Genomic DNA, 25,262 nt, shown 5'->3' with positions numbered 1-25,262 from the left:
CTGCAAAAATGCCTAGGACGGCCAAGACGCTCGAACGGCTTTTGCGGGTCCGCACGCTCCAGCTCGATCAGGTCCGCGCGGCCGAAGTGAACGCGCGCGCCAAGGTCGACCAGGAAGAGACTCTACGCGAGCGTATCGCTGCGCTCGCCGCCAATGTCGCGCCCGTCGCGGCGCCGGCGCCCACCTTCGCTACGTCGCTGATCGCCGCCGCGCATTATCGCGACCGGCTCCACCAGTCGGCGCACGCCGCCGAACGCCGCGTCGTCGTTGCCCGGCAAGGGCTCGAAAACGCGCGTGCCGCGACCCGCGAGGCGCATCGCGACCAGAGTGCGATCGAGAAATTGATCGAGCGTGAGGATACCAGGGCCGTGCTCAAGGCGCTCCGCGAACTGGAGACTCTGCCGGCCAGCCCGAGAAAACGGCACGATATTTGCTGAAGGCACCGGTGATTAGTTTCACCGGGGGTTTTCGTTGATCCAGCTTTCGTCGCTTCCCGCCGCGATCCCGCACGGGCCCGTGCGCGCGGCTCCGCCCGCACCGGGTGCGGCCGGCAGCTTCGCGCTGCCCCGAGCGAAGACGGCTGCCGCTGAAGCGGGGGAGATCCTCGCGCCCAGCCGGCAAATCCTTGCCGCCCCCGGCAAGGCACTGCCGGAAATCGACATCGCTGACATGGATGGCGAGGAAGAGACGCCGGACGCCGAGGACATCGCCTTCGCCTGGTTCGCCCTCCCCATCGCCACTCCGCCGGCCCCGGCTCCGCCGCTCGGCACGGCTCCGCGCCCGGCCATTGTCGGCGTGGACGGAACGGAAGGAGAGCCGCTCCCGGCGCCTGCGCTCCCGATTGCGGGCGACGGTATCGGTACCGACACCGTCAAGCCCGAATTCGACGCCGCACAGGCGCCAGGTCTCCAGCCCGAACGCGCCCCGCCCGAAGCCGAGCCTGCACCGATCGAGCTCCGTGTCGCCGTGCCGGTCGCACAACCCGTGACCGTCGAAGCACCGGCAACCCCGCCTGCCCAGCTTGCCGCCGCGCTCTTCGCCGCCGCACCTGTGGTCGCGGCTCCGGCCGAGACGCGTCGCACGCTGATGCAGGACTTGCTGCCCGCCGGGGCGCCGACGGCATTCACGGACATCGTCCGCCCGCACGCCGTCGCGGCGCCCGCCGACGTCCAGCAAAACATGCTCGACATGCGCCGCCAGGAATGGATGGGGCAGATGGTCGATCATGTCGAGGCGATGCGCGATGCCTCGCCGGCGCGCGAAACGCGGCTGAGCTTGTCGCCCGAAGCGCTCGGCAAGGTCGATGTCTCGATCCGCCACGACGGCGATCGCGTCCATGTCCATTTCGCCACTGAGACACTGGTCGCGCGCCAGCTCCTCGCCGACGCCCAGCCGCGCCTCTCCGAACTGGCCGAGGCCCGCGGCGTCAAGCTCGGCCAGACCAGCGTCGACGGCGGCGGGGCGGGGCAGGGTTCGGCGCGCCAGCCCCAGCAAAACCCGACGCCGCAGCCGCTTGAGCCCCGCGCGGCGGAAGCGGTCGACGATCCAACCAACGAACGCATCGCCTGAGATCAACGGAGACCGTCATGGCCGATACAATCGAAGCAACGCCGGCGCCCAAAAAGAAGAAGGGCGGCAAGCTGCTCATTCTCGTGGGCGTCCCGATTGCCCTGCTCGCCACCGGCGGCGGCGCTGCCGTCTATGGCATGCAGTCGGGCTGGTTCAGCGTGAAGCCCGCCGATACGCATGACGACGAGCCCAGGCTCGTCCCCAAGAGCGAGGAGAAGCGTGCCGGTGCCGGCGGTGCCGAAAGCGGCCATGGCGAGAGCGGCGAGGGCGCGTCTGCCGGCCACGGCAAGCCGACCCCCAAGGGCGAGGGCGGGGACAAATACGCCTCGACCTATTATCCGCTCGAAAAGGAGTTCACGTCGAACCTCCAGGACAGCGTCCATTTCGTTCAGGTGGGCATCGCCGTCTCGACGCCCTATGACGAGCGCGTCGTCGAGAACATCAAGACCCATGAGATCGCGATCCGCTCGCAGGTCCTCATGGCGCTGGGGGAGACCACCGAGGAGGAGGTCTTCACTGCCGAGGGCAAGCGGCAGATCCAGGATCGCCTGAGCAAGGCTATCAACGCCGTGCTGAAGGAAAAGGAAGGTTTCGGCGGCGTAAGTAACGTCTACTTTACCAATTTCATCGTTCAGTGAACGGGCATGGTTAACGCCCCTTCAGACATCGGCATGGCCGAACGGCGGGAACGGCCCCGGGCCAGCGCGGAGCACGCGCCGGCGCTGGGCACGGCGAATCTCAATCCGTTCGGCGATCTCGTCACGCTGCAGCACCTCTGCGCGCGGCTGGCAAAGGCGTTGAAGCCCGTGTTCGACGGGATCTGCCGCGCCGATCTGCGGACCTGGGCCGAGCCGCTCGCCGTGCAGCGCTGGGCGGACTATCGCACCGAGCGCGGTCACGGCCTCACGGCGTGGCAACCGCTGGCGATGGGCAATTCGCGCGCGCACGTACACTTGGCGATCGATGCGAAGCAATTGTTCGAGATGCTCGACGCATTCTTCGGCGGCGATGGCGAGGCGCCCAATCCGCTGCCCGCTGAGTTCACCCCTGCCGGGGAGACGCTGGCGTTGCGCCTCGCCGCCGCGATCGCCATTCCGCTCGAAGCCGCCTGGGAGCCGCTGACTCGCGTCGCCTTCCGCGCGGTGGAAGGCGGCAACCTCGCCGCGCTTCCCGAATTCGCCGGCGACGATCCCATGATCGTCACGCGCTTCGGCATTGCGCTCGGCGATCGCAAGCCCGCCTTTGTCGACGTGCTTTATCCGGTGGCGGCGCTCAAGCCGCACGGCGCCGCGCTCGCGGTCAAGGTGCATGGCGTGCCCACCGAAGTCGAGCCCGAATGGCGCAGCGGCCTCACCCGCGCGGTCATGGGAGTCAAATTCCCGATCCGCTCGGTGCTTGCCGAGCCCATGGTCTCGCTCGGCCGCCTGCTCGAACTGCAGGCCGGCGACGTGATCCCGATCGATTTCGGCGCCGAGGTTCCGGTGATGGTGGCGTCGCGCCGCCTGGGCACCGGCCTCGTCGGCACCGCCAACGGCCGCGCCGCGGTCCGGCTCACCCAACTCGAACCGCTCAGCGAAGAGGATTTCCGATGAACGACATGGCCGGGGGATTCCCCGTCGATACTTCGGTGGCCGCCAATTTCCGGCTCCTCCAGGACGTCGACGTCAAGCTGACCGTCGAGATCGGTTCGACATCCCTATCCCTGCGCGACCTCCTCGCGTTGGGCGAGGAGAGCGTGATCGAGCTCGATCGCGACGCCAACGAATTGCTCGACATCTTCGTCAACGGGACGCTGATCGGCCGCGGCGAAGTCGTCACCGTCGGCGAGAAGTTCGGCGTGCGGATGACCGAATTGGTCAGCCCGGAGAAGCGGACCGCGCGCGCATGATGTGGTCGTATATCCTCAAGCTGGTGATCCTGCTGCCGCTCGTTTGCGGCCTGCTGATCGGCTGCCTCTATGCGTGGCGCAAGCTCGAGGCGCGGCTGCCGAAGAATCAGGGCACGCGGATGGTCCAGGTCAAGGAAACCATGATGCTCGCACCCGGCCTCCGCCTCGCGGTGGTCGAGTTCGAGGGGCAAAAACTGCTCGTCTCGGTCAGCCGCAGCGGCGTCACTTTGGTCGACAAGGCGGCAAGCTGATGCTGGCACGGCTTTCGGCTCCCCGCTCGGTGGGCGGGCGCGCGGCGCTGTTCGTCGGGCTGCTCGCCTTCTTCATTCTCTTCACTGCGCCGGCATTCGCCCAGGGCGTACCGGCGCCGGCGCCTGTTCCCACGCCCGGCGTCGGTGATGCGGTAGACCGCGCATTGGGCGATCTCGGCGGCGGCGATGCGCCGCTCAGCCTGTCGCTCCAGGTCCTCATCATCATGGGCCTGCTCACGGTGCTGCCGGGCATATTGCTGATGATGACCAGTTTCACTCGGATCATCATCGTGCTGTCTGTGCTGCGTCAGGCGCTGGGCCTCCAGCAGACTCCGCCCAATCAGGTGCTGATCGGCCTCTCGCTGTTCCTCAGCTTCTTCGTGATGGCGCCGGTTATCAATCAGGCCAACACGACTGCGATCCAGCCTTATGCCCGCGGCGAGATCAGCGCGACGCAGATGATCGCCGGTACCGGCGATGCGCTCCATGGCTTCATGATCAGGCAGACCCGCAACCGCGACGTGAAGATGTTCGCAGATATGGCGAAGAGTGGCCCCTATGCCAATCCGTCGGACGTGCCCTTCTCGGTGCTGCTCCCGGCTTTCGTCACCAGCGAGTTGAAGACTGCGTTCCAGATCGGCTTCCTGATCTTCCTCCCTTTCATCGTCATCGATCTCGTCGTCGCCACCGTGCTGATGAGCCTCGGCATGATGATGATGTCGCCGACGATCATCTCGCTGCCGTTCAAGCTGCTGCTGTTCGTGCTGGTCGACGGCTGGGCGCTGACGATGGGCAGCCTCGCCGCGAGCTTCGGGACCTAGAAATGGACGCCGATTACTTTCTCACCGTCGCGCGCGAGGCGATGTGGATCCTCGCGCTCGCCTCGGCGCCGATCCTGGTGCCGGCTCTGCTGTCGGGACTGATCCTCGGCATGGTCCAGGCGGCGACTTCGATCCAGGAACAGACGCTCACCTTCGTTCCCAAGCTGATCGTCGTGGCGGTGAGCCTCGTGATCTTCGGCGGCATGATCATGGGGCTGCTCGGGGACTTCACCACGAGCATCTTCGAGCGCATCCCGGATCTGGTGAAATAAGCGATGATGGGCTTCGGCCTCTCGATCGAGCCGCAACTCTGGGCCCTGCTGTTCGCGATGGTGCGGATCGGCGCGGCGTTCGTCGCGGCGCCGGTGTTCAGCGCCATCGCGATACCGCTCCCGGCACGCATCGCGCTTACCGGCGCGATCGGGGTGCTGGTCATCAACACCACCCATATCACTCCCCCGGCCGAGATCTTCTCGCTCACCACGATGCTCGCCGTCGCCGCAGAGGCCTTGATCGGTCTCGCTCTCGGCTTCGTCCTCCAGATCGCCTTTTCGGCGCCGCTGATCGCCAGCGAAGTCATCGGCATGTCGATGGGACTGGGCTTCGCCAATGCGGTCGACCCGACCAGCGGGCATTCGACTCCGGCGCTCGGCCAGTTCCTGTCGCTGCTGCTCACCCTCCTGTTCCTCGCGGTGGACGGCCACCTCGTCCTCGTCGATCTCGTCGTGCGCAGCTATGAGGCGATGCCTCCCGGCGCGTGGATTGCGCCCGAACGGCTGCTGAGCATCGCCCTGTTCGGTGGCTATGCCTTCCTCGCGGGACTGCTGCTTGCGCTTCCCGTCGGGTTCCTGCTGCTCTGCCTCAACGTCGTCGTCGGCATGCTCAGCCGCGCCGCGCCCGCGCTCAATCTGTTCGCGGTCGGCCTGCCCGCCAGCCTCGCGATGGGCGTGGTCGCGATCTTGCTCGCGCTTCCGGCGATGGGCGATTACCTCCTCGTCATCATCCGCGAAGCGCTCGACGCCGCGCCCCGGCTGGTGCTCGGCTGATGTCGGAGAGCTTCGGCGAGAAGACGGAAGCCCCGACAGCCAGGCGCAAACGCAAGGCGACGGAGGAAGGCCAGCTTCTCAAATCGAAGGATTTCGGCACTGCGATCGTGATTCTGGTCGGCTGCACATGGATGGCGTTGCTCGGCCCGTCGCTGATCGGCGCGTGCAAGGAAGTGATGCGCGCCTGCCTCTCGTTCGGGCGCGGCGACGTCGAGAATTTCGAGCCGTTGCGGCCGCTGATGTCGGCGGGATGGAAGCTCGCGCCCTCGCTGGCCGGGCTGTTCGTGCTCACCGTTGCCGCGGCGATCCTGAGCCAGGCGGGGCTCGGCTCGATCGGCTGGAACAACAAGCTCTTCGCGCCCAAGGGCTCGCGGATCAACCCGGCGTCGGGCCTCAAGCGCATGTTCGGCCCTACCGGCTGGATCGAGCTCGGCAAGTCGCTGCTCAAGGTCACGCTGCTCGGCGCCATGGGGGCGTGGATGCTGCGATCGATCACCCATCAGTCGCTGGGGCTCGTCTCCGCGGATCTGCACGGTGCGATCGGATCGCTCGGCGGCCAGTTCCTCACCTTGATGTTCGTCATGGCCGCCGGCTTGCTGATCATCGCCGGCGTGGACGTGCCGATCCAGATGATCCGCCACTTCCGCCAGCTCCGCATGACCAAGCAGGAGGTCAGGGAAGAGCATAAGGAAACCGAGGGCTCGCCCGAGTTGAAGGCCGCGCAACGCCAGCGTCAGCGCGAGATCCTCAAGGGCGGCTATCGCAAGACCGTCGCCACCGCGCATGTCGTGCTCACCAACCCGACGCATTTCGCCGTCGCGCTGCGCTATGCTTCCGGCAAGGACCAGGTGCCGGTCGTCGTCGCCAAAGGCCGCGGCCAGACCGCGCTCGCGATCCGCGAGCTCGCCGGTGAATTCCAGGTGCCGGTGCTCGAATATCCGCAGCTCGCCCGCGCCGTCTATTACACCAGCCGCGAAGGGCAGGAGGTCCGCGACGACCTGTATCTCGCCATCGCCACGGTCCTCGCCTTCGTATTCGGCGTCAACCAGCGGGCAGGCGGCGGCCAGCCGCCGGTGACCGTGCCGGCCGGGGCATTGTTCGACGAGAACGGCCAGAAAATCGAACGTCCGGCCTAAAGCGCGCGCCTGCGCGGTCGCTTAACAAGACAGGGGAAAAGCGATGGCCATCGAATCGATTGCGAAGACTCTGGGAACCGGATCGGGCATCGACATCACGTCGCTGGTCGGCCAGCTCGTCGACGCCTCCTTTGCCAACAAGAACGCCGCGTTGACGGCAAAAGGCGAGAAGCTGACCGCGCAGATCTCGAAGGTCAGCGAGGTCAGGAGCGGCATCAGCGATTTCGCGAATGCGCTGTCGCAGCTCACTTCGGGCGGTACGCTCGCCACCCAGCCGACCAGCGCGAATACCGGCATCGTCAGGACGACGCGGCTTCCCGGCGCCACGCTGGCGGGTTTGAACGCCAGTCTCGAGGTCCGTCAGCTCGCCCAGGGTCAGGTCGCCAGCACCGCCGCCTTCGCCGATGGGGCGTCGAGCGTGATCGGTACCGGCACGCTGACCCTCACTTTCGGCACCGCCACCGTGGCCGACGGCGCTATGACCGATTTCACTGCGGGAACGAGCAGCCCGATCACGATCACGATCGATGCCGCGCACGACACGCTTCAGGGCGTGGCCGATGCCATCAACGCCGTCAAACCCGGGGTGACCGCCTCGGTGATCACCGACGGCAACGGCGCGCGGCTGGTGGTCAAGAGCGCCACCGGTGCCTCGCAGGCGTTCGAGCTCTCGGGCAGCGGCGATCTGGCCAGCCTCGATATCGGGCGGAACGCAAGCGGCTCGACGATCAACGCAACCGCCCAGAATGCGCTTGTCTCGCTCGACGGCGTCGACGTCACGTATCCGACCAACAACATCTCGAATCTGATCCCGGGCGTGCGTCTCGATCTCGTCGCGGCGTCGGTGGGCACAAAGGTAGCGATCGGCGCGACGCGGCCCACCACCGAGCTGGGGGAAGCGGTCGCCAATTTCGTCGAGACCTACAACCAGATATACAAGATGGTGAAGGCGGCGGTGGACCCGATTTCGGGCGAGCTGCGTGGCGATCCGGCGGCGAAGGAGTTGCTGCGCCAGCTCAAGGGCCTGTCGCTCACCGTCCTGCTGCCCGACGCCACCGACGAAATCCCGGGCAAGCTCGCGGACATCGGCGTCGCGACGCAGCGCGACGGCACGCTGCGCGTCGATGCGACGCGGCTCTCCAAGGTGTTGAGCAGCTGGCCCGATCAGCTCGAGGCGATGTTCGCCGGCGGTGCGGGCCTCACCACGGCGCTCTCCAAGATCGCCGAAACCGCTATCGGCAAGGCTTCGGACCCGCGCTTCGGCCGGCCAACGGGTCTCGCCGCCAGCCTGGCGCTTTACGACGACGCGCAAGAGGATGTCGCCGACGACAAAGCGGACGCGCTCGCCGCCGCGGAGACCATGCGCGCGCGGATGACCCAGCAGTTCGCGGCGATGGATTCGAAGGTCGCGGCGTACAAGTCGACGCAGAGCTTCCTCGAGCAGCAGATCAAGGCGTGGAATTCGGACAATTGACGCGATGACCCGCTACGCAACCGCCCTTGCCGACCCCGCCGCGACCTATCGCCAGATCGACCTGACCGGCCGCACGACGGGGGCGAACCCGCACCGTCTCGTCGGCCTGCTCTATGAAGAAGGCGTCGCGGCGCTGCGCGCCGCCGCCTGCGCGGCCGAGGGCCGTCAGGGCCAGATCAAGAGCGAGCGTGTATCGCGCGCGACCGCCATATTGTTCGCGCTCGAGGCCGGGCTCGATTTCGACAAGGGCGGCGACGTTTCGCGCGCGCTCGCGACCTTCTATCACGGGCTTCGCCAGCAGGTGCTGCAGGCCAGTATCGGCACCGATCCCGCGCCGTTCCGCGAAGCCGCGGCGAGCCTCGAGGAGATCGGCGGCGCCTGGGCGAGCGTCGGCGCTTCCTGAGCGGGGTGCGTAGCGTGGAACGGCGGGGACCGGACGGGAGGAGAAGGGGCATCGGGCCGGGAGCGGACTGCTACTCCCGGCCCGATGCGGAGATCCCCTGCAACGTTCCGCTTGCGAACATGCCGGGGGAGGCAAAGCCCGCCCCGGCCTGGTTCACATATTGTTGTCGGCGACGTCGACGCTCTTGCTGACCAGGATATTAACCGCGACGCGGCGGTTCTGCGCCTTGCCTTCGGCAGTGTCGTTGCTCGCCAGCGGGTCCGCCGTGGCCATGCCGGTCGGCGTGAGCATGCGATAGGGCTTCCAGCCGCACTTCTGCTGGAGATAGTTGATCACGCGGTTGGCCCGTTTCTCGCTGAGTTCCTGATTGACGTCGTCGCTTCCGGTCGAATCGGTGTAGCCTACCACCAGGAGCAGGGCGTTTTCGGTTCCCTCGGCCGTGGTCGCCGTCGTGCAGAGCTCGGCCTTGTCCTGTGCGGACAGTTCCGCCTTGCCGGTATCGAAGTGCACGTTGGTGGTGCCCTTGATATTATATTTGTCGATATCGCCCAGGCGGCCGCGCAGCGCCTCCGTTGCCGCGGTCTGTTCCTCGAAGCGCTGATCGGTCGCGTTGCGGATCATCGACGCGGTCTTGAGGTCGTTTTTCCGAAGACTGATCTGGCTCGCCACCAGGTCACTGCCCGATTGCATGGTTTTGACGGTAACCGGCAGCCCGTTGAGCAGCGAATCCGCGCCGAGCTTGCTGGTGCTGCTGAACAGGCCGCCTCCGGCCTTGATCTTGGTGGAATCGTTGACGGCGATGACCACGCTGGAGCCGTCGGCGGTCTTGACCTTCATTTTGTCGTCGTTGCGCGCGACGATGACGCCCTTCACCTCGGGCCCTTCGGTCATCGCAGGCGCGGATTCACCATATACGACGATATTGGAACCGGCCGGGCTCTGCTGTTGCTGCGACGGCTCCTGCTGCGGCTGCTGCTGGGCAATCGCGCTGCTGGACGCAGACGCGGCCAGCAAGGCCACCAGGAAGCGAACTCCTGATCTCTTGGAAATGACACGCATTGAGCAACCTCCTTCAAATTGCCCCCCACCGGCCCTGCGTGTTCAGGTTAAGCTGTCCGACAGATGAACAGGCTCAGGCGAGCCGTCAGTTGAGCGGGTGGCTGGAGCGCTCGCTGCGACGAACCGACCTGGGCTGCGTGGAGGGAAGGGTCGCTTCCGTCAGAAGCAGACCTTCCAAATCGAATGCCCGGCAATGGGAGAGGCGGCCTAGACGTCGAGCTTCTCGTAATCCGCGGGCGGCGGGATGCCCTCCATCCGCTCCGCCAGCAGCGGCCGGAAGCTCGGGCGGCTCTTCATGCCGACATACCAGCGCTTGGCCTGGTCGTGGCTCTTCCAGTCGATCCCGCCCAGATAATCGGCAATCGAGATCTGCGCGGCTGCCGCGAGATCGGCGAGGCTCATCGTCGGCCCGGCGAGCCAGGTGCGGTGGTCGAGCAAATAATCGATATAGTCGAGGTGGGCGACCGCCGCCTTCATCGCCTCGCGCAGCGCCCTGGCGTCGGGGGCGGTTTTATGGACCACGCGCTTGATCATCCGCTCGTGGAGCAGGGGCGCGGTGATGTCGCCGTAGAAATGGTCGTCGAACCAGATCACCAGCCGGCGGATCTCCGCGCGATCGGTGGCCGTGCCGCTGATCATCGCGTTCTTGCTGACCGTCTCCTCGAAGAACTCGCAGATCACGGTCGAATCGATCAGCGTTACGCCGCGTTCGGTATCCACCATCACCGGCACCTGGCCCGTCGGATTCAGGTCGAGGAACTCGTCGCGCCGCAGCCAGGGGGATTCGCGCACCGGCTCATAGCCGACGCCCTTCTCGCCCAGCAGCAGGCGAACTTTCCGGGAAAACGGACAAAGCGGGAATTGCAGGAGTTGCCACATGCAACTCGTATCTAGCGAGGACGCGCGGCGCGTCCAGCGGATGCGTCAATTATCGTCGCTATAGGCCTGGGCCATGCTCGCGAGCGGCGCCAGCGCAGCGCGGAGCCGGTCGGCGGTGCGCGCCAGTTCGCCGCTCATCGCCAGCGCGTCACCGGACACTGCACCCACGGTGCCGACCGCGCGGCGCGTCCGGTCGTGGAGCTTGGCTTCGAAATGTGGGTCCCTGCGGCGTTCGACGTCGCGCAGCGTATCCGACGGCCGGATATCCTCGTCCGGATCGGCATAGCGCGCCAGCGGCCCGACCCTGGTGTCGAGCACGATACCCGCCAGCGCGCTCATCGCCATCGCGACGCCTTCCTGCACCATCGGATCGTTGAGCCGGCGCACGGCTTCGGCGTCGGCACGCGATTGCGCGGCGGCGGGCATGGCAACGGCGCATAATAGGGCAGTGGCTGTGACCAGACGCATGACATTCTCCCGAGTCGTCAGGAACGTCTTATACATCCGCGTCAACGGCTTAGCCTAGCCTGAACGTAAGCGAGCGCCCGCTATTCCGGGCACGGCTCTCCGACGATGCTCCATAGGATGGCGCCGCCATGGTTGTGCACGCCGGACAACTGGATTCGGTCGCCCGGCTTGACTCTGGGCAAGCACGAGAGCGGCCGCGTAAGCGTTACGGGCATGCCGTCGTCCAGCTGGAGCGACAGGAGCGCGTAAGGCTGACGCAAGTTACTCTTGCTCCCGAGCCCGGGGGCGAGCGAGACGACGGTCGCTTTTGCCGTGATGACCGAGCGATCCGCGGGAAGCCTGAGCCACGCGAACCATGTGAAGCCCAGCAGCATAGCGACGATGACGAACGCCGCGCCAAGCTCCTGCACAGTGCGTCGGTTCATGTCTCACTCGGCCGCAACGGCCTCGCCCTCGTCGTCGAGCGGGTGCGAAAGCCGCGTGAGCATTTCCTTCGGCACGATTTGCCAGAAATGCCCTATCGCGCGATGCCAGTCCTCGAGGATGCCCTGCGACCATTTGCTGTCGGTCGCCTCGGCGTGCGCCTCGACGAGTCCGCGCAGGCGGGCTTCCCAATGCTCCGAGGCGAGCCGCTGCCAGACGATGCTCTCGGGATTAGCGCGCGCGGCGAAGCTGCCGTCCTCGTCATAGACGAAGGCCATGCCGCCCGTCATGCCGGCGCCGAAGTTCATCCCGACCTTGCCGAGCACGACTGCGGTGCCGCCGGTCATGTACTCGCAGCCATTGGCGCCACAGCCCTCGACCACCACTTCGGCGCCCGAATTGCGGACCGCGAAGCGCTCGCCCGCCTGGCCGGCGGCGAAGAGGCGTCCCGAGGTCGCGCCGTAGAGCACGGTGTTGCCGATGATCGTGTTGTCCTGGCTGGCGAGCGGCGAGCTCACCATCGGGCGGACGACGATCGTTCCGCCCGAAAGCCCCTTGCCGACATAGTCGTTGGCGTCGCCGAACACTTCGAGCGTGATGCCCTTGCACAGGAACGCGCCGAGCGATTGCCCAGCCGAGCCGCGCAGCCGCACCTGGACGTGGTTGTCGGCGAGCGTCGACATGCCGAATTTCCGCGTGACCTCGGAGGAGAGCCGCGTGCCCACCGCGCGGTGCGTGTTGCGCACCGAATAGGTCAGCTGCATCTTCTCGCCGCGGGAGAACACCGCCGCCGCGTCGCGGATCATCTGCGCATCGAGGCTGTCGGGGACCTCGTTGCGGAAGGTCGACAGGCTGAAACGCCGGTTGGCGTCGTCGGCATCGACCTTGGCGAGGATCGGATTGAGGTCGAGATCGTCGAGATGCTCGGCGCCGCGGCTGACCTGGCGGAGCAATTCGGTGCGGCCGATGATTTCGTCGAGGCTGGAGAAGCCGAGCTTCGCAAGGATCTCGCGCACTTCCTCGGCGATGAAGGTCATCAGGTTGATGACCTTTTCCGGCGTGCCGACGAATTTCGCGCGCAGGCGCTCGTCCTGCGTGCAGACGCCGACCGGGCAGGTGTTCGAATGGCACTGGCGCACCATGATGCAGCCCATCGCCACCAGGCTCAGCGTGCCGATGCCGAATTCCTCGGCGCCGAGGATCGCGGCGATGACGATGTCGCGCCCGGTCTTGAGCCCGCCATCGGTGCGCAGCGTCACCCGGCCGCGCAGGCCGTTGAGGGTGAGCGTCTGGTTGACCTCGGTCAGCCCCATTTCCCATGGCGTACCGGCATATTTGACCGAAGTCTGCGGGCTCGCGCCGGTACCGCCGACATGGCCGGCGACAAGGATCACGTCCGCGTGCGCCTTGGCGACGCCCGCCGCGACCGTGCCGATCCCCGCCGAGCTGACCAGCTTGACGCACACCCGCGCGCGCGGGTTGATCATCTTGAGGTCGTAGATGAGCTGGGCGAGGTCCTCGATCGAATATATGTCGTGGTGCGGCGGCGGGCTGATCAAGGTCACCCCCGGAGTTGCGTGGCGCAACTTCGCGATGAACTCGGTGACCTTGAAGCCGGGCAACTGGCCGCCCTCGCCGGGCTTGGCCCCCTGCGCGACCTTGATCTCGATCTCGTCACAGGCGCCCAGATATTCGGCGGTCACGCCGAAACGTCCGCTCGCGATCTGCTTGATGACGGAGTTGGCATTGTCGCCATTTTCGTAGGGCTTGTAGCGCAGCTTGTCCTCGCCGCCCTCGCCCGACACCGCCTTGGCGCCGATGCGATTCATCGCGATGGCGAGCGTCTCGTGCGCTTCGGGAGAGAGCGCGCCGAGCGACATGCCCGGCGTCACGAAGCGCTTGCGGATCTCGGTGATCGCCTCGACCTGCTCGATCGCGATGCCTTCGTTCGGGAAGTTGAATTCGAGCAAGTCGCGCAGATAGACCGGCGGCATGTCGCGCACGCCGCGCGCGAATTGCAGGTAGGACGAATAGCTGTCGGTCGAAACCGCGGTCTGCAACAGATGCATCAGCTGCGCCGAATAGGCATGCGTTTCGCCGCCGTGGCGCTGGCGATAGAAGCCGCCGATCGGCAACGCGGCGATCGCGCGATCGAATGCCGCCTCATGGCGCATCATCGCGTTCAGATGGAGCGAGGCATAGCCTTCGCCCGAGATCTTGGCCGGCATGCCTGGGAACAGATCGTTGACCAGCGCGCGGCTGAGGCCGACCGCTTCGAAATTATAGCCGCCGCGGTACGACGAGATCACCGCGATGCCCATTTTCGACAGGATCTTGAGCAACCCTTCGTCGATGGCCTTGCGGTGGCGCTCGAGGCATTCGGCGAGGCTCAGATCTCCGAACAGCCCACGTGCCTGCCGGTCGGCGATCGAGGCCTCGGCGAGATAGGCGTTCACCGTCGTGGCGCCGACGCCGATCAGCACTGCATAATAATGCGTGTCGAGGCATTCGGCGGAGCGCACGTTGACCGAGGCGTAAGAGCGTAGTCCGCGCCGGACGAGATGGGTGTGGACTGCGGCGGCCGCGAGCACGCCGGCGATCGCGACCTTGTCGGCGCCGAGATGCTCATCGGTGAGGAACAATTCGGTGCAGCCGGCGCGAACCGCCTGTTCCGCTTCGTAGCGGATGCGCGTGATCGCGGCGCGAAGCGCGTCGGGCCCGCCCTTCGCTTCGAAAGTGCAGTCGATCTCGGCCGCCTGCGCTCCGAAATGCGCGCGGAGGCGGTACCAGTCGGCATTGGTCAGCACCGGACTCTCAAGAACCAGCACGCGTCCGGGCGCACCCTCGGGATCGAGGATGTTCGCCAGATTCCCGAAGCGCGTCCGCAGCGTCATCACCTGGCGCTCGCGCAGCGAATCGATCGGCGGGTTGGTGACCTGGCTGAAATTCTGGCGGAAGAACTGGCTGATCAGCCGCGGCTTGTCCGAGATCACCGCGAGCGGCGTATCGTCGCCCATCGAGCCGATCGCTTCCTTGGCGGTCTCGACCATCGGCGCGAGGATCAGCTCCATGTCTTCGAGCGTCTGTCCCGCCGCGACCTGGCGGCGCGTCAGTTCGGCGCGATCATAATGGCCGGGTTCGTCGGCGGGCGCGGGCAAGTCGTCGATGGTGATGAACTCGCCGATCATCGCGGCATAGTTCGCTTCGCCCGCGATGCGATCCTTGATCGCGGCGTCGTCGAACAACACGCCCTTGTCCAGATCGACTGCGATCATCTGCCCCGGGCCCATCCGTCCCTTGGCGATGACGGAGGATTCAGAGATCTGGACCATGCCCGTCTCGGAGCCGACGATGAGAAGCCCATCGGACGTCTGGGTGTAGCGCAAGGGACGCAGCGCATTGCGGTCCACCCCCGCCACCGCCCAGCGGCCGTCGGTCATCGCCAGCGCGGCGGGGCCGTCCCACGGCTCCATCACGCTCGCCAGATATTTGTACATCGCCAGATGGCTCTCCGGCGTGTTCTCGTCCCACGCCTCGGGCACCAGCATCAACTTGGCCGTGGGGGCGTCGCGGCCCGAGCGGCAGATCGCCTCGAACACCGCGTCCAGCGCGGCGGTGTCCGACGCGCCGGCCGGGATCACCGGCTTGATGTCCTCGCTCTGCTCGCCGAACGCGATGCTCGCCATCTTGATCTCATGGCTGAGCATCCAGTTCTTGTTGCCGCGGATCGTGTTGATCTCGCCATTGTGCGCGAGGCAGCGGAAGGGCTGCGCCAGCCACCATTGCGGGAAGGTGTTGGTCGAATAACGCTGGTGGAAGATCGCCACGCGGCTGGTGAAGCGCTCGTCCTTCAAATCCGGATAGAATTCGCCGAGGCTCTCCGCGAGGAACAGCCCCTTGTAGATGATCGATCGCGTCGACAGCGAGCAGATGTAGAATCCGCTGATCTGTGCGGCGATGACGCGCTTCTCGATCCGCCGGCGGACCAGATAGAGGTTCTTCTCGAATTCGGCGGCGTCGATCGCATCGGGCATCGGTCCCGCGATCATGATCTGCTCGATCTCCGGTCGCGTCGCCTGCGCCTTCATGCCGATGACCGACACGTCGACGGGCACCTGGCGCCAGCCATAAATGGTGTAGCCCGCCTCGATGATCTCCGATTCGACGATCGTTCGGCAGCTCTCCTGCGCGCCCAGATCGGTGCGCGGCAGGAAGATCATGCCGACCGCGAGCCGGTTCGGCATCACGCGGTGGCCGCCCGCGGCGATCGCATCGTCGAAGAAGCGCACGGGCAGGTCGACATGCAGGCCGGCACCATCACCGGTCTTGCCGTCGGCATCGACTGCGCCGCGGTGCCACACGGCCTTGAGCGCATCGATCGCCGACTGGACGACGCGGCGCGACGGCTGACCGTCGGTCGCGGCGACCATGCCCACGCCGCAGGCATCGCCTTCGAACTCGGGACGGTACATGCCCTCGCGGGCGAGGCGGGTGCGTTCGGCTTCGTTGGTCATTGCTTGGTCTCGGGCTTGGGCGGCGGCGGCAAATGCGCGGTCTCTTCCTCGACGCGTTTCATGATGGCGGGCATCACGCGCATCATCTCGGGCGCGGCTGCCGACATTTCCTGCATCATCTCGGGATCCATGAAGGTCAGCAAATAGTCTTGCGCGAAAGCGGAGCCCGTCGGCGTCGCGAAGAACGTGTCCATCTCGCCGAGTTGCTGAAGCGTGAAGCGGCGTGCGAAGGATTTGCCCAGCGCAACACGGACGCGCGGTTCGAGCTTGTCCATCACCTTGCCCATTTCGTCGCCGATCACGCGGGTCATGATCGTCATGCGCTCGCGAAAGGCTGGGTCGCGCTCGGCCGCGATCTGGTCGATCGTCTTGCCGCTATTGTCCTTCTGGCCGAGATCGGCGGGGGTCAGCCCGCTCATCTGACCGATCATCGCCTCCATCATCTGCGGAAAGGCATCGCGCATCATGCGCAGATACACGCCTTGCGGTACCAGCTTCGCGACGACTTTTCCGGCCATTGCGAGCCGGGCAGGATCAGTCGGCGCCGTCTGGGCAGCGGCCGGTGGGACGGTCTGCGCCGCCGCAACACCAGGTGCCGCCAGCGCCAGAGCGACTGCCAATCCCTCGATCCGCATCATGCGGCGACCCTCGCCTTGGCGCGCATCCACGCATGCATGTGCGCAGCTACGTCGCGGCCGTCGCGGATCGCCCAAACGACGAGGCTCGCGCCGCGCACGATGTCGCCCGCGGCGAACACGCCGTCGAGGCTGGTCATCATGGTCTTGCCATCGGTGCGCAGCGTGCCCCAGCGCGTTACGCCCAGCCCTTCCGAACCGAACAGTCGGGGCAAATCCTCGGCCTCGAAGCCGAGTGCCTTGATCACGAGGTCGGCCTTGAGCTGGAACGCGCCACCGGGATCGACTTCGGGCGCGCGCCGGCCTGAGGCGTCGGGTGCGCCGAGCCGCATCTTCGACGCGCGCACGCCGGTCACCTTGTCGGTGCCGTCGAACGCCTCGGGCCCGGAAAGCCAGACGAACTCGACGCCTTCTTCTTCGGCATTGGCGACTTCGCGCTGAGAGCCGGGCATGTTGGCGCGGTCGCGGCGATAGAGACACTTCACCGATGCCGCGCCCTGGCGGATCGCCGTGCGGACGCAGTCCATCGCGGTATCGCCGCCGCCGATCACGACGACATGCTTGCCGTCGGCATCGAGGCTGCCGTCGTCGAACGCCGGAACGGCATCGCCGAAGCCCTTGCGATTCGACGCGGTCAGATAATCGAGTGCTTCGACCACGCCCGCGGCGCCGACGCCCGGCGCCTTGATCCCGCGCGCCTTGTAGACGCCGGTGGCGATCAGGATCGTGTCGTGTTTCGCGCGCAGTTCCTCCAGCGTCGCGTCGCGGCCGATCTCGAAACTGGTGTGAAAGACGATTCCCGCCTCTTCGAGTCGGGCGACTCGCCGCATGACGATATGCTTCTCGAGCTTGAAGCCCGGGATGCCATAGGTCAGCAGCCCCCCGGCGCGATCGTGCCGGTCATAGACGTGCACGTCATAGCCCATCTCACGCAGATATTCGGCGGCACTGAGTCCCGCCGGTCCCGCGCCGATGACACCAACGGATTGGCCGCGCGCCGGGCCGACGCGGACGGGCTCGACCCAGCCTTCGTCCCATGCCTTGTCGGTGATGAACTTCTCGACCGACCCGATCGTCACTGCGCCGTGGCCCGAGAATTCGATGACGCAATTGCCTTCGCACAGCCGGTCCTGCGGGCAGATACGGCCGCAGATCTCGGGCATGGTCGAGGTCGAATTGGAGAGCGCATATGCCTCGCGCAGCCGCCCTTCCGCGGTCAGCCGCAGCCAATCGGGAATGTGATTGTGCAACGGGCAATGCACCGAGCAATAGGGGACGCCACATTGCGAGCAGCGCCCGGCCTGCGCCTCGGCCTCGGGCACGGCGTAGCGGTCCGCGATCTCGCGGAAATCTTCCGCGCGGAGTTCAGCCTCGCGCTTGGCCGGATATTCCTGCCCCCGCGCCACGAATTTGAGCATCGCATCGTCTGCCATGCCGCGCCCCTATCGCAAGGCGCCACAAAACAAAAGGCAGTATTACTGCCATATTTATCGATTCATCGACACGAAAGCTCAATTCGCAACATTATTACGCAGAAATAATGGGCCGTATCGGCCCTATCGCATCCCGAGCCAGACCAGCGCCGCTGCTCCGGCAACGATGCGATACCAGGCAAAGGGCGCGAATCCGTGCTTCGTGACGATCGCGAGGAACGCTTTCACGACTGCCAGTGCCACGACGAAGGAGACGACGAAGCCGACCGCGATCAGCCCGAGACTGTCCGCCGTGATGGCGTCGCGGTGCTTGTAGAGCTGCAACACCGTGGCACCGGTGAGCGTCGGGAGCGCGAGGAAGAAGCTGAAATCGGCGGCGGTCCGACGATCGATGCCGAGCGCCATCGCCCCCATGATCGTCGCGCCCGAACGGCTGACGCCGGGGATCATGGCGAGGCATTGCACGAGGCCGATCTTGATCGACTGCATGGTCGATACTCCCGCGATGCCAAGCACATTCTCGGTATGCACGAGGCGTTCGATCACAAGGATCGCGATACCCCCGGCGATCAGTGCCCAGGCGACGACCACGGCATTTTCGAGCAGCGCCTCGATCTGGTCGCCGAATGCGAGCCCTAGCACCACCGCAGGGAAGAACGCGATGAGCAGGTTGCGGACGAACGCCACCGAAGCGGCCTCCCAGCGCAGCAATCCCTTGGTCACCGCGAGGAACGTCCGCCAATAGAGCACGACGATCGCGAGGATCGCGCCGGGCTGGATGGCGATGTTGAACACCGCCCATTGCGCCGCGTCATAGCCCATCAGCTCGCTCGCGAGAATCAGATGGCCGGTCGAGGAGACGGGCAGGAATTCAGTGACGCCTTCGACGATGCCGAGCAGGATCGCGACGAGAAGTTCGGTCATAGGAGAGGGGCCTCTCGATCACGCGCCGGCCGGCACCACGCCGGCGGCTTTATCGGACAAGATTTCAGGCGGCTTCGCCCAGCTGGCCGAATCGGCCATGGCGGCGGAAACGGACCAGCCACCCCGGCGCGACCGAGGCCAGAGGCGTCGGGGTCAGGCCGAATTTCTCGAAGCCTTCCGCGCCCGTGGTCACGACGTTGTCGCGCTGAAGCATGCGCCATTGGTCCCGAGTGATCGGCGCACCCGGCAACACGCCGACCGAGGCGACGAGGCCGCCCAATGCATCGGGCAATTCGACGAAATGCGCTTCGCGTCCGATCGCACCTGCAATCCAGCGATGGAGCTCGGCCATGGTCACTATATCGGGTCCGCCCAGCTCATAGACATGGCCGCCATGTGCAGCGGGATGGGCCAGGGCCTTCACCACCGCTTGCGCGACATCGGCGACATAAGCGGGCTGGAACTTCACGGTGGGCCGCAAGACCGGAACGATCGGCGCGTTTGCAATCAGTCCGGCGAAGCGGTTCACGAACGCATCCTCGCGCCCGAACAGGATCGAGGGCCGCAGAATCGTCGCGGCAGGAAACGCATCGAGCACCGAGCGCTCGCCTTCGGCCTTGGTACGGCCGTAAGCCGAGGGCGAATCCATGGCGGCGCCCAGCGCAGAAATATGAACCAGTGCCTCGACGCCGCCGCGTTGCGCGGCCGCGGCGACGTCGCGTGCGCCGTCGACATGCACCGCGCGCATCCTGGCGCCGAACGTGCCCGCCAGATTGACGACGAAATCGGATCCTTCGATCGCGCGGGCAATCGAATCGGGTGCCGTGACGTCGACCGTGGCGAACTGGGTCTGGCCCAGCCCGCCCAGCGGTTTGAGAAACCATGCATCGCGCGGCCGCTTCTGCGCGATCCGGACCCGTACGCCGGCGCGGTAAAGTTCCTGCGCAACGTAGCGGCCCAGAAATCCGCCGCCGCCGATCAGCGTTACCAGCCTGTCCTTCATGCCTGCCTCTCGAGCCTCGTAGCGAGCTGCCCCCATGCCGCGTGACCACGAAAACGGCAACCCGCGCAAACCGTTGAATTCGCCATGCGCCGCGGTTGACAGCCCCTCGACCCTCCCCTAGAGCGCGCCGCCTACCCCGTGCCCAGATGGCGGAATTGGTAGACGCACCAGCTTCAGGTGCTGGCGGTCGCAAGGCCGTGGAGGTTCGAGTCCTCTTCTGGGCACCAGATACCTGTCTCGGGGTATCCCAAACCATCGAAAAAACGGCAGAAATCTGCCATTTTTTCCTCGGTTCTGTCTAAGACGATCCGAGCAGGTTCCAGTCGATACCAGGGCCATATGGGCCATGATCGGGGCAAAAAATGGCCCCGATTAAATGATGGCCCCATGGGCCATTTCGACTGGGAATCATGGACGCCATCCGAACGGAACCGATTGAATCGGGAGTTAGGCTGATGGCTTTGAAAGACCTGCAGATCCGCGCCCTCAAGGCGACCGACCGCATTTACAGAAAATCTGACGAAGGTGGCCTCTACATTGAGGTGCATCCCAGCGGCTCGAAGCTGTGGCGCGTGAAGTACATCCACCGCGTCGACGCTTTTGAACGAAAGCGGGAAGTGGAGCCCCGACGCGATCGAGCGTTCGCTTGCCCATGCGGACAAAGATGCCGTCCGCGGCACCTATAATCGTGGCGCTTATTGGGACGAGCGAGTTGCCATGCACCAATGGTGGAGTGACTATCTCGACCAATTGCGTGACGGTGTGCCGGAGGCGGTGCGTCCCGGGAGGCCTTAGTGCTTTATGCGCCAAATTGCATAAGTGGGCTTTATGCGATTTCGCGCATATCGGCATCCGCTGCGCGCGTTGATGAACTCGGAACTTTAGGGTGCTGGCAGGGGGAAGCCGCAGGCTCGCTTGAAAATGGCGGTTGGCCTCTGCGCGTGAGATCCAGGATGTCTAACTTTATGCGAACGGGGCGAGCGGGCCTACCATTTGTCGGCATACATTGGCAAATTTGCCAATTATGCCGACTTTATCGATATAGCTGGGCATAGTAGGGCATGTCGACGTAGATCGCTTGTGGTGTTGGCAATGTGCGTAATGTCGACATTTATTGACATTTTTGCCTACATCTGCCATTTCCGTCGCGAACAACGACAAGGAAGCGCAACATCCCCGACCGCACGGCCATCGTAACCTATAAGGGTGTTCCCGCTGGCGCGCTAAGTGAGCTCGGGGCGGACACTCGGTTTGTTTACAACGAAGGCTGGACGGAAACGATCGCCTGCGCACTACCTGTCACCCAGCGCGATCATTATTATCGTAATGGCCTCATTCCCTTCTTTGAGCATCTAGGCCCGGAAGGGTGGCTGCGGGGACGCCAAGCCCGAGCAGGCGGCACCGCGGCGCAGGACGATTTCGGGCTGCTGCTGAACTACGGCGCAGATTGCATCGGCGCTGTGGGCATCCTCGAGCCGGATGGAGGGCGGCTCGTAGCACCAGCCGAACCGAATGTGATCGAGGAAGCGGCAGCACTACCGGGGCGGACGCTTTCCGGTGTGCAGAAAAAGCTGCTCGCCTTTTGCGGCGACAAGGGCTTCGAGCCTTGCATCAGGACCAGCGATCCCGCGACGCATATCGCGAAATTCAATCGCGACGATCTGCCGACCCTCGTCCAGAACGAGAATCTCTCGCTGGAGCTTGGACGCGAAATCCTGGGCGAAGCGGAAATCACCAAGGCGAAACCTGCGGTCCTGGCAGGGATCGAAGGTCTGGCGCTCCTCGTCGAGCGCTTCGATCGGGCGGGCGACGAGAAGCTCCGGCTGGAAGACTTCGCGCAGATACTTGGCAAACCGCGTGGCCGTGAATTCGATGGCAAGTACCACTCGTCCTATGAGGAAGCCGCCACCGTCATCACCCGATTCTCGGCACGGGCACGCATCGACCTCGCCCGCTATTTCCGGCTGGTCGTCTTCAATCTGGTCCTCGGCAATGCCGACGCCCATCTGAAGAATTTCTCGCTCTTGGAAACACCTGAGGGTTTGCGCCTGAGCCCCGCCTATGACCTGATCAATACGCTCGTCTACCCAGACTATGAGCGAAACGCCGCGCTCGAGATCGGCGGCGCGAAGCGCGCCTTCGATACGCTCGATCGCGCGCTGGTCGAGGCGCTCGGGACGGCGATCGGATTGCCTGTGCCCGAGATCAAGCGCTCGCTCGATACGCTCGCCAAGGCCTTTGCAGGTGCCAAGACGCTCGAATTTTCTGCGCGGGTCCAGCCCGACGATTTTCGTATCGGATATCGGGAGATCATCCGGGAAAATGCCGGAAGGATATTCGCATGACCGAGTGGCCGATAGACTGGCGTGCCGTAGTCGATGAGGCGAAGCGGCGCCGCACGCGGGAAGGGCTGACCCAAGCGGGATTAGCAGCGCTTGCCGGCGTCAGCCGACAAACCGTTGTCTCGTTCGAACAGGGCGAGATCAATCTTCGGTTCGAACGCGTGATCGCCATTCTCGATGCGCTTGGCCTATTCGTGCAGCCAGGGCGCGCCGACAGTTTGCAGTCGTTCATCCACGATGCGCGAAACCGGTTCCGGGAACTGGTCGAGCGCCTCGACGACGATCACCCCTCCCGGCAACCGCTCGGGCACAGCGAGCAAGCCTATTCGATCGAGAGCGTCGAGCAGCTTCCGACACTGGCCCGCTTGAAGGACATTCTGTCCCGTGCGCCCAAGACGTCGGGGTGGTCACCGTTCTGGGTGCCGACCAAGGAGTCGATCAAGCCTACCTTCCATGACGGGTTGCTGGAATGCTGGCTCGGCCGGCCAGACGCAGATCGTCACTTCAACGATTCCGCGCATAGCGACTTCTGGCAAATCGCGCGCGATGGGACGGCATATCTCCAGCGCGGCTATCAGGAAGATGGGCGGGATCTCGAAGCCGGCACGTTCTTCGATCTCAGCCTTCCAATCCGGCGGACCGCCGAGGTGCTGTATCATGCGGCCTGGCTCGCTCAGCAGGTGGGCGCGAGCGGCACCGCCAAAATCCGTTTCTTCGCGCGCTATACCGGCCTTGCCGGCCGAGAGCTTCTCGCTTGGGCGAAACCTGGGCTGGCGCTCACGCTTGAGGAGGGTTTGCGCGCAAGATCGGACCAGGTCGATCTCAACATCGTCACAAGCGTCGACGGAATCGATCGGGACCTAGAGCGTGTCGTGATGCAAACCCTGTTGCCGCTCTACGAACGGTTCGACGGCTTCGAGCCGCCCGAGGCACTGATCAAGGGGCAGATCTCCGACTTCCGCCAGACCGTAGAAGATTTGCGATAGCGAGGTGCGCCACCAGTGACCACGCCGTAAGGGCGAAAATACTGGAGAGCTTGGGTATCGACCGAACGCTGGGCAACCGGCGCCCTTTCCTCTTCGAGGAAGCGCTGCTTCCTTCGCTCCCACCAGCTTTTGGAATCTGATTCAAAAGGCAGGCATGATCAGAGTTGGTGGCGGGTGGCCACCGCCCAGCTTTCGTCTGGCCGTCGCTCGCTCCGCGCGATCCCGTTGAGGTCTGGAAGAACAATCGGCCGTGCCGCAACCGTTCTTGCATCTCATGCCAACTGATAGCTTGGCCGCCGTCGTAATCTGGACTTGGTCGTCGCGTTAATGATCATCTGCAAGCGCTTGTAATGACGCCAGCAGGAGTTCGTACCACAATGACATCAGGCCCGACTTCAGGAAGAGTGTACGATGCGTTGCGAGAGCGTTTGACACACCGCGCCATCAAGCCTGGTGACCGGATCGATCCTGCCCAGTTTGCGGCAGAATTTGGCAGCAGCGTGACTCCGGTTCGAGACGCTCTGCACATCCTGATCGGCCAAGGTCTGGTCGCTTTCGGCGTCAGCGAGGGCTTTCATGTGCCGCACATAGATGAGCCCGGCCTCAACGACCTCTATGATTGGAATGTCGACCTGCTCCTCGCGTCTTTACGCCGCCGCGCGGGAGAGGCTCGAGACGAACAACCGCTCCCCTCCTATCCCGGCGACTCGTCATCCCTCACGGCGGCTTTATTCTCGCGAATTGCCCAGCGTTCAGGAAGTCGTGAGCATGCACTTGCGATGCGCTGGGCGAACGCGCGCTTCGCGCCCGTTCGTCTTGCGGAGCAAGAGGTGCTGTCGCAAGTCGGCGAAGAGGTCACCGCATTGCGTGCCGCCTTGGAGAGCAAGGACAGCGCCGTCATTCGCAGGATAATCGGCAGATATCACACGCGGCGCAAACGCGCCGCGGGGCACATCGTAAGAGCCCTGTATCGGTCGCCCGGCGAGATACCCATCATATAGCGGCCAAATATCCGGCGAATAAGCTTTGTGTATCCCCGAAAACCCATAGCCTTACCCGCTGAAGGTGCGATGTGCCGGCACGCTGCTGGTGAGCACCTCATGGTCTACGGCCGTGTGGAGAGTTCCCAGTGCGTATCCTGCTGACCAACGACGATGGCTTTGAGGCTCCGGGCCTCCGGCTGCTCGAGCGGGTCGCGGCTACGCTCTCGGATGACGTCTGGACCGTCGCGCCCGACCAAGAGCAATCCGGCGCAAGTCGCGCACTCACGCTCTCGATGCCGGTTCGCGTTCGGGAACGTGGGGAACACAGATTCTCCGTGGCTGGGACGCCGACCGATTGCGTGCGGATCGCCGTTCTTGACCTGATGGCTGAGGGGCGACCAGATCTGATTCTGTCAGGGATCAATCGCGGCCAGAATGTCGGCGAAGACCTTGGGCTCTCGGGAACGGTTGCCGCCGCAGTGCAGGGGGCTGCCTTGGGCGTCCGCTCGATGGCGCTTAGCCAGGCGATCGGCAGTTTCGAATACGGCTATCAGGAGGACTGGTCTTCCAGCACCAATCTCGCTGCAGATTTGATCACCCAGCTTTTGAGCGAGCCGCTTCCGGCCAGCAGCGTAATGAACATCAACTTTCCCGCGTGCCGCAGCAAGGACGTGGCCGGTATCGCGATTACGCGGCAGGGCTTTCATGAGCAATCCTGCGCCAAGGTCGAACGGCGGACGGCCCCCCGCGGCGGCGTCTATTTCTGGATGTGCTTTCACGAGGCCATGCCGCTTCCAGAGACCGCAGGGACGGACGTTGCGGCGCTGCACGACGCTTACGTCTCTGTCACGCCCCTTCTCACTGATTTGACCGACCATGGCGTCGCTGAACGCCTCGGCAGCTACGCGCTCGGTCCGCCGAGCAAGGCCAAGCCCCGGCGTAGCGCGCCCGAAACCAGAGCACGTACCCCTTAGCCGCTGAGACCTCCTCAGCGGACGGGATCGTGCGTGTCCGAAGAGGAGAGC

General features: G+C 65.0%; 26 protein-coding genes, 1 tRNA gene and 2 pseudogenes. 20 read left to right on the top strand and 9 right to left on the bottom strand.

Annotated features, from left to right (window positions below; all coding sequences use genetic code 11):
• The first annotated feature begins 8 nt into the window (after positions 1-8).
• From BR78_RS0114585 to BR78_RS0114530, 12 genes are read left to right on the top strand one after another with little or no spacing between them, the layout of a single operon-like run.
• The gene (locus BR78_RS0114585; protein ID WP_029936825.1) at positions 9-437 is read left to right on the top strand and encodes a hypothetical protein; all 429 of its coding nucleotides are present in this window, start codon (positions 9-11) and stop codon (positions 435-437) included.
• Positions 438-471: 34 nt separating this feature from the next.
• On the top strand, positions 472-1,569 hold the full coding sequence (locus tag BR78_RS0114580) for a flagellar hook-length control protein FliK (protein ID WP_029936824.1): 1,098 nt from the start codon (positions 472-474) through the stop codon (positions 1,567-1,569).
• A gap of 17 nt (positions 1,570-1,586) precedes the next feature.
• On the top strand, positions 1,587-2,207 hold the full coding sequence (locus tag BR78_RS0114575) for a flagellar basal body-associated FliL family protein (protein WP_029936823.1): 621 nt from the start codon (positions 1,587-1,589) through the stop codon (positions 2,205-2,207).
• A 33-nt stretch (positions 2,208-2,240) separates the two neighbouring features.
• On the top strand, positions 2,241-3,161 hold the full coding sequence (locus BR78_RS0114570) for a FliM/FliN family flagellar motor switch protein (RefSeq protein WP_231478268.1): 921 nt from the start codon (positions 2,241-2,243) through the stop codon (positions 3,159-3,161).
• Positions 3,158-3,457 carry a flagellar motor switch protein FliN gene (gene fliN, locus BR78_RS0114565; protein WP_029724324.1) on the top strand — a complete coding sequence of 100 codons (300 nt, stop codon included), beginning with the start codon at positions 3,158-3,160 and terminating at the stop codon, positions 3,455-3,457. The genes BR78_RS0114570 and fliN overlap by 4 nt, the downstream gene beginning before the upstream one ends.
• The gene (locus tag BR78_RS0114560; protein ID WP_029724323.1) at positions 3,454-3,708 is read left to right on the top strand and encodes a flagellar biosynthetic protein FliO; all 255 of its coding nucleotides are present in this window, start codon (positions 3,454-3,456) and stop codon (positions 3,706-3,708) included. Before fliN ends, BR78_RS0114560 begins: the two co-directional genes overlap by 4 nt.
• Positions 3,708-4,529 carry a flagellar type III secretion system pore protein FliP gene (fliP, locus tag BR78_RS0114555; protein WP_037566737.1) on the top strand — a complete coding sequence of 274 codons (822 nt, stop codon included), beginning with the start codon at positions 3,708-3,710 and terminating at the stop codon, positions 4,527-4,529. Before BR78_RS0114560 ends, fliP begins: the two co-directional genes overlap by 1 nt.
• 2 nt (positions 4,530-4,531) lie before the next feature.
• Entirely contained in the window at positions 4,532-4,801 is a 270-nt protein-coding gene (gene fliQ, locus BR78_RS0114550; protein ID WP_029724321.1) for a flagellar biosynthesis protein FliQ, read from the top strand.
• Between the two features lie 3 nt (positions 4,802-4,804).
• A complete protein-coding gene (fliR, locus tag BR78_RS0114545) occupies positions 4,805-5,575 on the top strand; it encodes a flagellar biosynthetic protein FliR (protein WP_029724320.1) in 771 nt (256 codons plus the stop codon).
• Complete coding sequence (flhB, locus tag BR78_RS0114540) at positions 5,575-6,711, top strand: flagellar type III secretion system protein FlhB (protein WP_029936820.1); 1,137 nt, start codon at positions 5,575-5,577, stop codon at positions 6,709-6,711. Before fliR ends, flhB begins: the two co-directional genes overlap by 1 nt.
• Positions 6,712-6,754: 43 nt before the next feature.
• On the top strand, positions 6,755-8,185 hold the full coding sequence (fliD, locus tag BR78_RS0114535; RefSeq protein WP_029936819.1) for a flagellar filament capping protein FliD: 1,431 nt from the start codon (positions 6,755-6,757) through the stop codon (positions 8,183-8,185).
• Between the two features lie 4 nt (positions 8,186-8,189).
• Positions 8,190-8,588, top strand: a complete 399-nt coding sequence (locus BR78_RS0114530) for a flagellar export chaperone FliS (protein ID WP_029936818.1) — start codon at positions 8,190-8,192, stop codon at positions 8,586-8,588.
• 153 nt (positions 8,589-8,741) lie between these two features.
• On the opposite strand, the gene BR78_RS0114525 is transcribed toward BR78_RS0114530, so the two are convergent.
• The 9 genes from BR78_RS0114525 to BR78_RS0114485 all read right to left on the bottom strand — a co-directional run bounded on the left by BR78_RS0114525 (position 8,742) and on the right by BR78_RS0114485 (position 19,926).
• The gene (locus tag BR78_RS0114525; RefSeq protein ID WP_029936817.1) at positions 8,742-9,647 is read right to left on the bottom strand and encodes an OmpA family protein; all 906 of its coding nucleotides are present in this window, start codon (positions 9,645-9,647) and stop codon (positions 8,742-8,744) included.
• 207 nt (positions 9,648-9,854) lie between these two features.
• Positions 9,855-10,526, bottom strand: a complete 672-nt coding sequence (locus BR78_RS0114520) for a glutathione S-transferase family protein (protein WP_029936816.1) — start codon at positions 10,524-10,526, stop codon at positions 9,855-9,857.
• A 45-nt stretch (positions 10,527-10,571) separates the two neighbouring features.
• Entirely contained in the window at positions 10,572-10,994 is a 423-nt protein-coding gene (locus BR78_RS0114515) for a hypothetical protein (RefSeq protein ID WP_156022333.1), read from the bottom strand.
• 80 nt (positions 10,995-11,074) lie between these two features.
• Positions 11,075-11,419 (bottom strand): hypothetical protein, encoded by a 345-nt coding sequence (locus BR78_RS0114510; protein WP_029936814.1) that lies wholly within the window; start codon positions 11,417-11,419, stop codon positions 11,075-11,077.
• A gap of 3 nt (positions 11,420-11,422) precedes the next feature.
• On the bottom strand, positions 11,423-15,931 hold the full coding sequence (gene gltB / locus BR78_RS0114505; RefSeq protein ID WP_029936813.1) for a glutamate synthase large subunit: 4,509 nt from the start codon (positions 15,929-15,931) through the stop codon (positions 11,423-11,425).
• Positions 15,928-16,569: a hypothetical protein gene (locus BR78_RS0114500; RefSeq protein WP_051683346.1), complete on the bottom strand. Its 642-nt coding sequence runs from the start codon at positions 16,567-16,569 to the stop codon at positions 15,928-15,930. The genes gltB and BR78_RS0114500 overlap by 4 nt, the downstream gene beginning before the upstream one ends.
• Positions 16,566-17,999, bottom strand: coding sequence for an NAD(P)-dependent oxidoreductase (locus BR78_RS0114495; protein ID WP_029936811.1), 1,434 nt, complete (start codon positions 17,997-17,999; stop codon positions 16,566-16,568). Before BR78_RS0114495 ends, BR78_RS0114500 begins: the two co-directional genes overlap by 4 nt.
• A 123-nt stretch (positions 18,000-18,122) precedes the next feature.
• Entirely contained in the window at positions 18,123-18,923 is an 801-nt protein-coding gene (locus BR78_RS0114490) for an undecaprenyl-diphosphate phosphatase (protein WP_029936810.1), read from the bottom strand.
• A 64-nt stretch (positions 18,924-18,987) separates the two neighbouring features.
• Positions 18,988-19,926 (bottom strand): complex I NDUFA9 subunit family protein, encoded by a 939-nt coding sequence (locus BR78_RS0114485; RefSeq protein ID WP_029936809.1) that lies wholly within the window; start codon positions 19,924-19,926, stop codon positions 18,988-18,990.
• Positions 19,927-20,066: 140 nt separating this feature from the next.
• Here BR78_RS0114485 and BR78_RS0114480 point away from each other — a divergent pair.
• The 8 genes and pseudogenes from BR78_RS0114480 (at position 20,067) to surE (ending at position 25,211) form a co-directional block, all read left to right on the top strand.
• A tRNA-Leu gene (locus BR78_RS0114480) sits at positions 20,067-20,153 on the top strand.
• A 183-nt stretch (positions 20,154-20,336) separates the two neighbouring features.
• Positions 20,337-20,612 (top strand): Arm DNA-binding domain-containing protein, encoded by a 276-nt coding sequence (locus BR78_RS21800; RefSeq protein ID WP_331280247.1) that lies wholly within the window; start codon positions 20,337-20,339, stop codon positions 20,610-20,612.
• Positions 20,509-20,721 (top strand): annotated as a pseudogene (locus BR78_RS22200) (tyrosine-type recombinase/integrase); the annotation flags it as partial. The gene BR78_RS21800 and the pseudogene BR78_RS22200, both read left to right, overlap by 104 nt.
• Positions 20,722-21,059: 338 nt before the next feature.
• Positions 21,060-21,383 (top strand): annotated as a pseudogene (locus tag BR78_RS22385) (HipA N-terminal domain-containing protein); the annotation flags it as partial.
• Positions 21,384-21,440: 57 nt separating this feature from the next.
• Positions 21,441-22,271, top strand: a complete 831-nt coding sequence (locus BR78_RS0114475) for a HipA domain-containing protein (RefSeq protein ID WP_156022331.1) — start codon at positions 21,441-21,443, stop codon at positions 22,269-22,271.
• Positions 22,268-23,254 carry a helix-turn-helix domain-containing protein gene (locus tag BR78_RS0114470; protein WP_025587746.1) on the top strand — a complete coding sequence of 329 codons (987 nt, stop codon included), beginning with the start codon at positions 22,268-22,270 and terminating at the stop codon, positions 23,252-23,254. Before BR78_RS0114475 ends, BR78_RS0114470 begins: the two co-directional genes overlap by 4 nt.
• 404 nt (positions 23,255-23,658) lie before the next feature.
• On the top strand, positions 23,659-24,255 hold the full coding sequence (locus BR78_RS0114465) for a GntR family transcriptional regulator (RefSeq protein ID WP_197021383.1): 597 nt from the start codon (positions 23,659-23,661) through the stop codon (positions 24,253-24,255).
• A 128-nt stretch (positions 24,256-24,383) separates the two neighbouring features.
• Entirely contained in the window at positions 24,384-25,211 is an 828-nt protein-coding gene (gene surE, locus BR78_RS0114460) for a 5'/3'-nucleotidase SurE (protein WP_025587531.1), read from the top strand.
• The last annotated feature ends 51 nt before the right edge of the window (positions 25,212-25,262 follow it).

Source organism: Sphingomonas sp. UNC305MFCol5.2 (assembly GCF_000712135.1).
Classification (GTDB): Bacteria; Pseudomonadota; Alphaproteobacteria; order Sphingomonadales; family Sphingomonadaceae; genus Sphingomonas.
The sequence above is the reverse complement of the archived record's forward strand: the minus strand, read 5'-3'. Positions and strand labels throughout refer to the sequence as shown.

Bases quoted from the DNA above. Each gene is read 5' to 3' on its own strand.
- BR78_RS0114585 (WP_029936825.1), top strand. From the start codon at position 9: ATGCCTAGGACGGCCAAGACGCTCGAACGGCTTTTGCGGGTCCGCACG.
- BR78_RS0114575 (WP_029936823.1), top strand. From the start codon at position 1,587: ATGGCCGATACAATCGAAGCAACGCCGGCGCCCAAAAAGAAGAAGGGC.
- BR78_RS0114570 (WP_231478268.1), top strand. From the start codon at position 2,241: ATGGCCGAACGGCGGGAACGGCCCCGGGCCAGCGCGGAGCACGCGCCG.
- fliN (WP_029724324.1), top strand. From the start codon at position 3,158: ATGAACGACATGGCCGGGGGATTCCCCGTCGATACTTCGGTGGCCGCC.
- BR78_RS0114560 (WP_029724323.1), top strand. From the start codon at position 3,454: ATGATGTGGTCGTATATCCTCAAGCTGGTGATCCTGCTGCCGCTCGTT.
- fliP (WP_037566737.1), top strand. From the start codon at position 3,708: ATGCTGGCACGGCTTTCGGCTCCCCGCTCGGTGGGCGGGCGCGCGGCG.
- fliQ (WP_029724321.1), top strand. From the start codon at position 4,532: ATGGACGCCGATTACTTTCTCACCGTCGCGCGCGAGGCGATGTGGATC.
- fliR (WP_029724320.1), top strand. From the start codon at position 4,805: ATGATGGGCTTCGGCCTCTCGATCGAGCCGCAACTCTGGGCCCTGCTG.
- flhB (WP_029936820.1), top strand. From the start codon at position 5,575: ATGTCGGAGAGCTTCGGCGAGAAGACGGAAGCCCCGACAGCCAGGCGC.
- fliD (WP_029936819.1), top strand. From the start codon at position 6,755: ATGGCCATCGAATCGATTGCGAAGACTCTGGGAACCGGATCGGGCATC.
- BR78_RS0114530 (WP_029936818.1), top strand. From the start codon at position 8,190: ATGACCCGCTACGCAACCGCCCTTGCCGACCCCGCCGCGACCTATCGC.
- BR78_RS0114525 (WP_029936817.1), bottom strand. From the start codon at position 9,647: ATGCGTGTCATTTCCAAGAGATCAGGAGTTCGCTTCCTGGTGGCCTTG.
- BR78_RS0114520 (WP_029936816.1), bottom strand. From the start codon at position 10,526: ATGTGGCAACTCCTGCAATTCCCGCTTTGTCCGTTTTCCCGGAAAGTT.
- BR78_RS0114515 (WP_156022333.1), bottom strand. From the start codon at position 10,994: ATGCGTCTGGTCACAGCCACTGCCCTATTATGCGCCGTTGCCATGCCC.
- BR78_RS0114510 (WP_029936814.1), bottom strand. From the start codon at position 11,419: ATGAACCGACGCACTGTGCAGGAGCTTGGCGCGGCGTTCGTCATCGTC.
- gltB (WP_029936813.1), bottom strand. From the start codon at position 15,931: ATGACCAACGAAGCCGAACGCACCCGCCTCGCCCGCGAGGGCATGTAC.
- BR78_RS0114500 (WP_051683346.1), bottom strand. From the start codon at position 16,569: ATGATGCGGATCGAGGGATTGGCAGTCGCTCTGGCGCTGGCGGCACCT.
- BR78_RS0114495 (WP_029936811.1), bottom strand. From the start codon at position 17,999: ATGGCAGACGATGCGATGCTCAAATTCGTGGCGCGGGGGCAGGAATAT.
- BR78_RS0114490 (WP_029936810.1), bottom strand. From the start codon at position 18,923: ATGACCGAACTTCTCGTCGCGATCCTGCTCGGCATCGTCGAAGGCGTC.
- BR78_RS0114485 (WP_029936809.1), bottom strand. From the start codon at position 19,926: ATGAAGGACAGGCTGGTAACGCTGATCGGCGGCGGCGGATTTCTGGGC.
- BR78_RS21800 (WP_331280247.1), top strand. From the start codon at position 20,337: ATGGACGCCATCCGAACGGAACCGATTGAATCGGGAGTTAGGCTGATG.
- BR78_RS0114470 (WP_025587746.1), top strand. From the start codon at position 22,268: ATGACCGAGTGGCCGATAGACTGGCGTGCCGTAGTCGATGAGGCGAAG.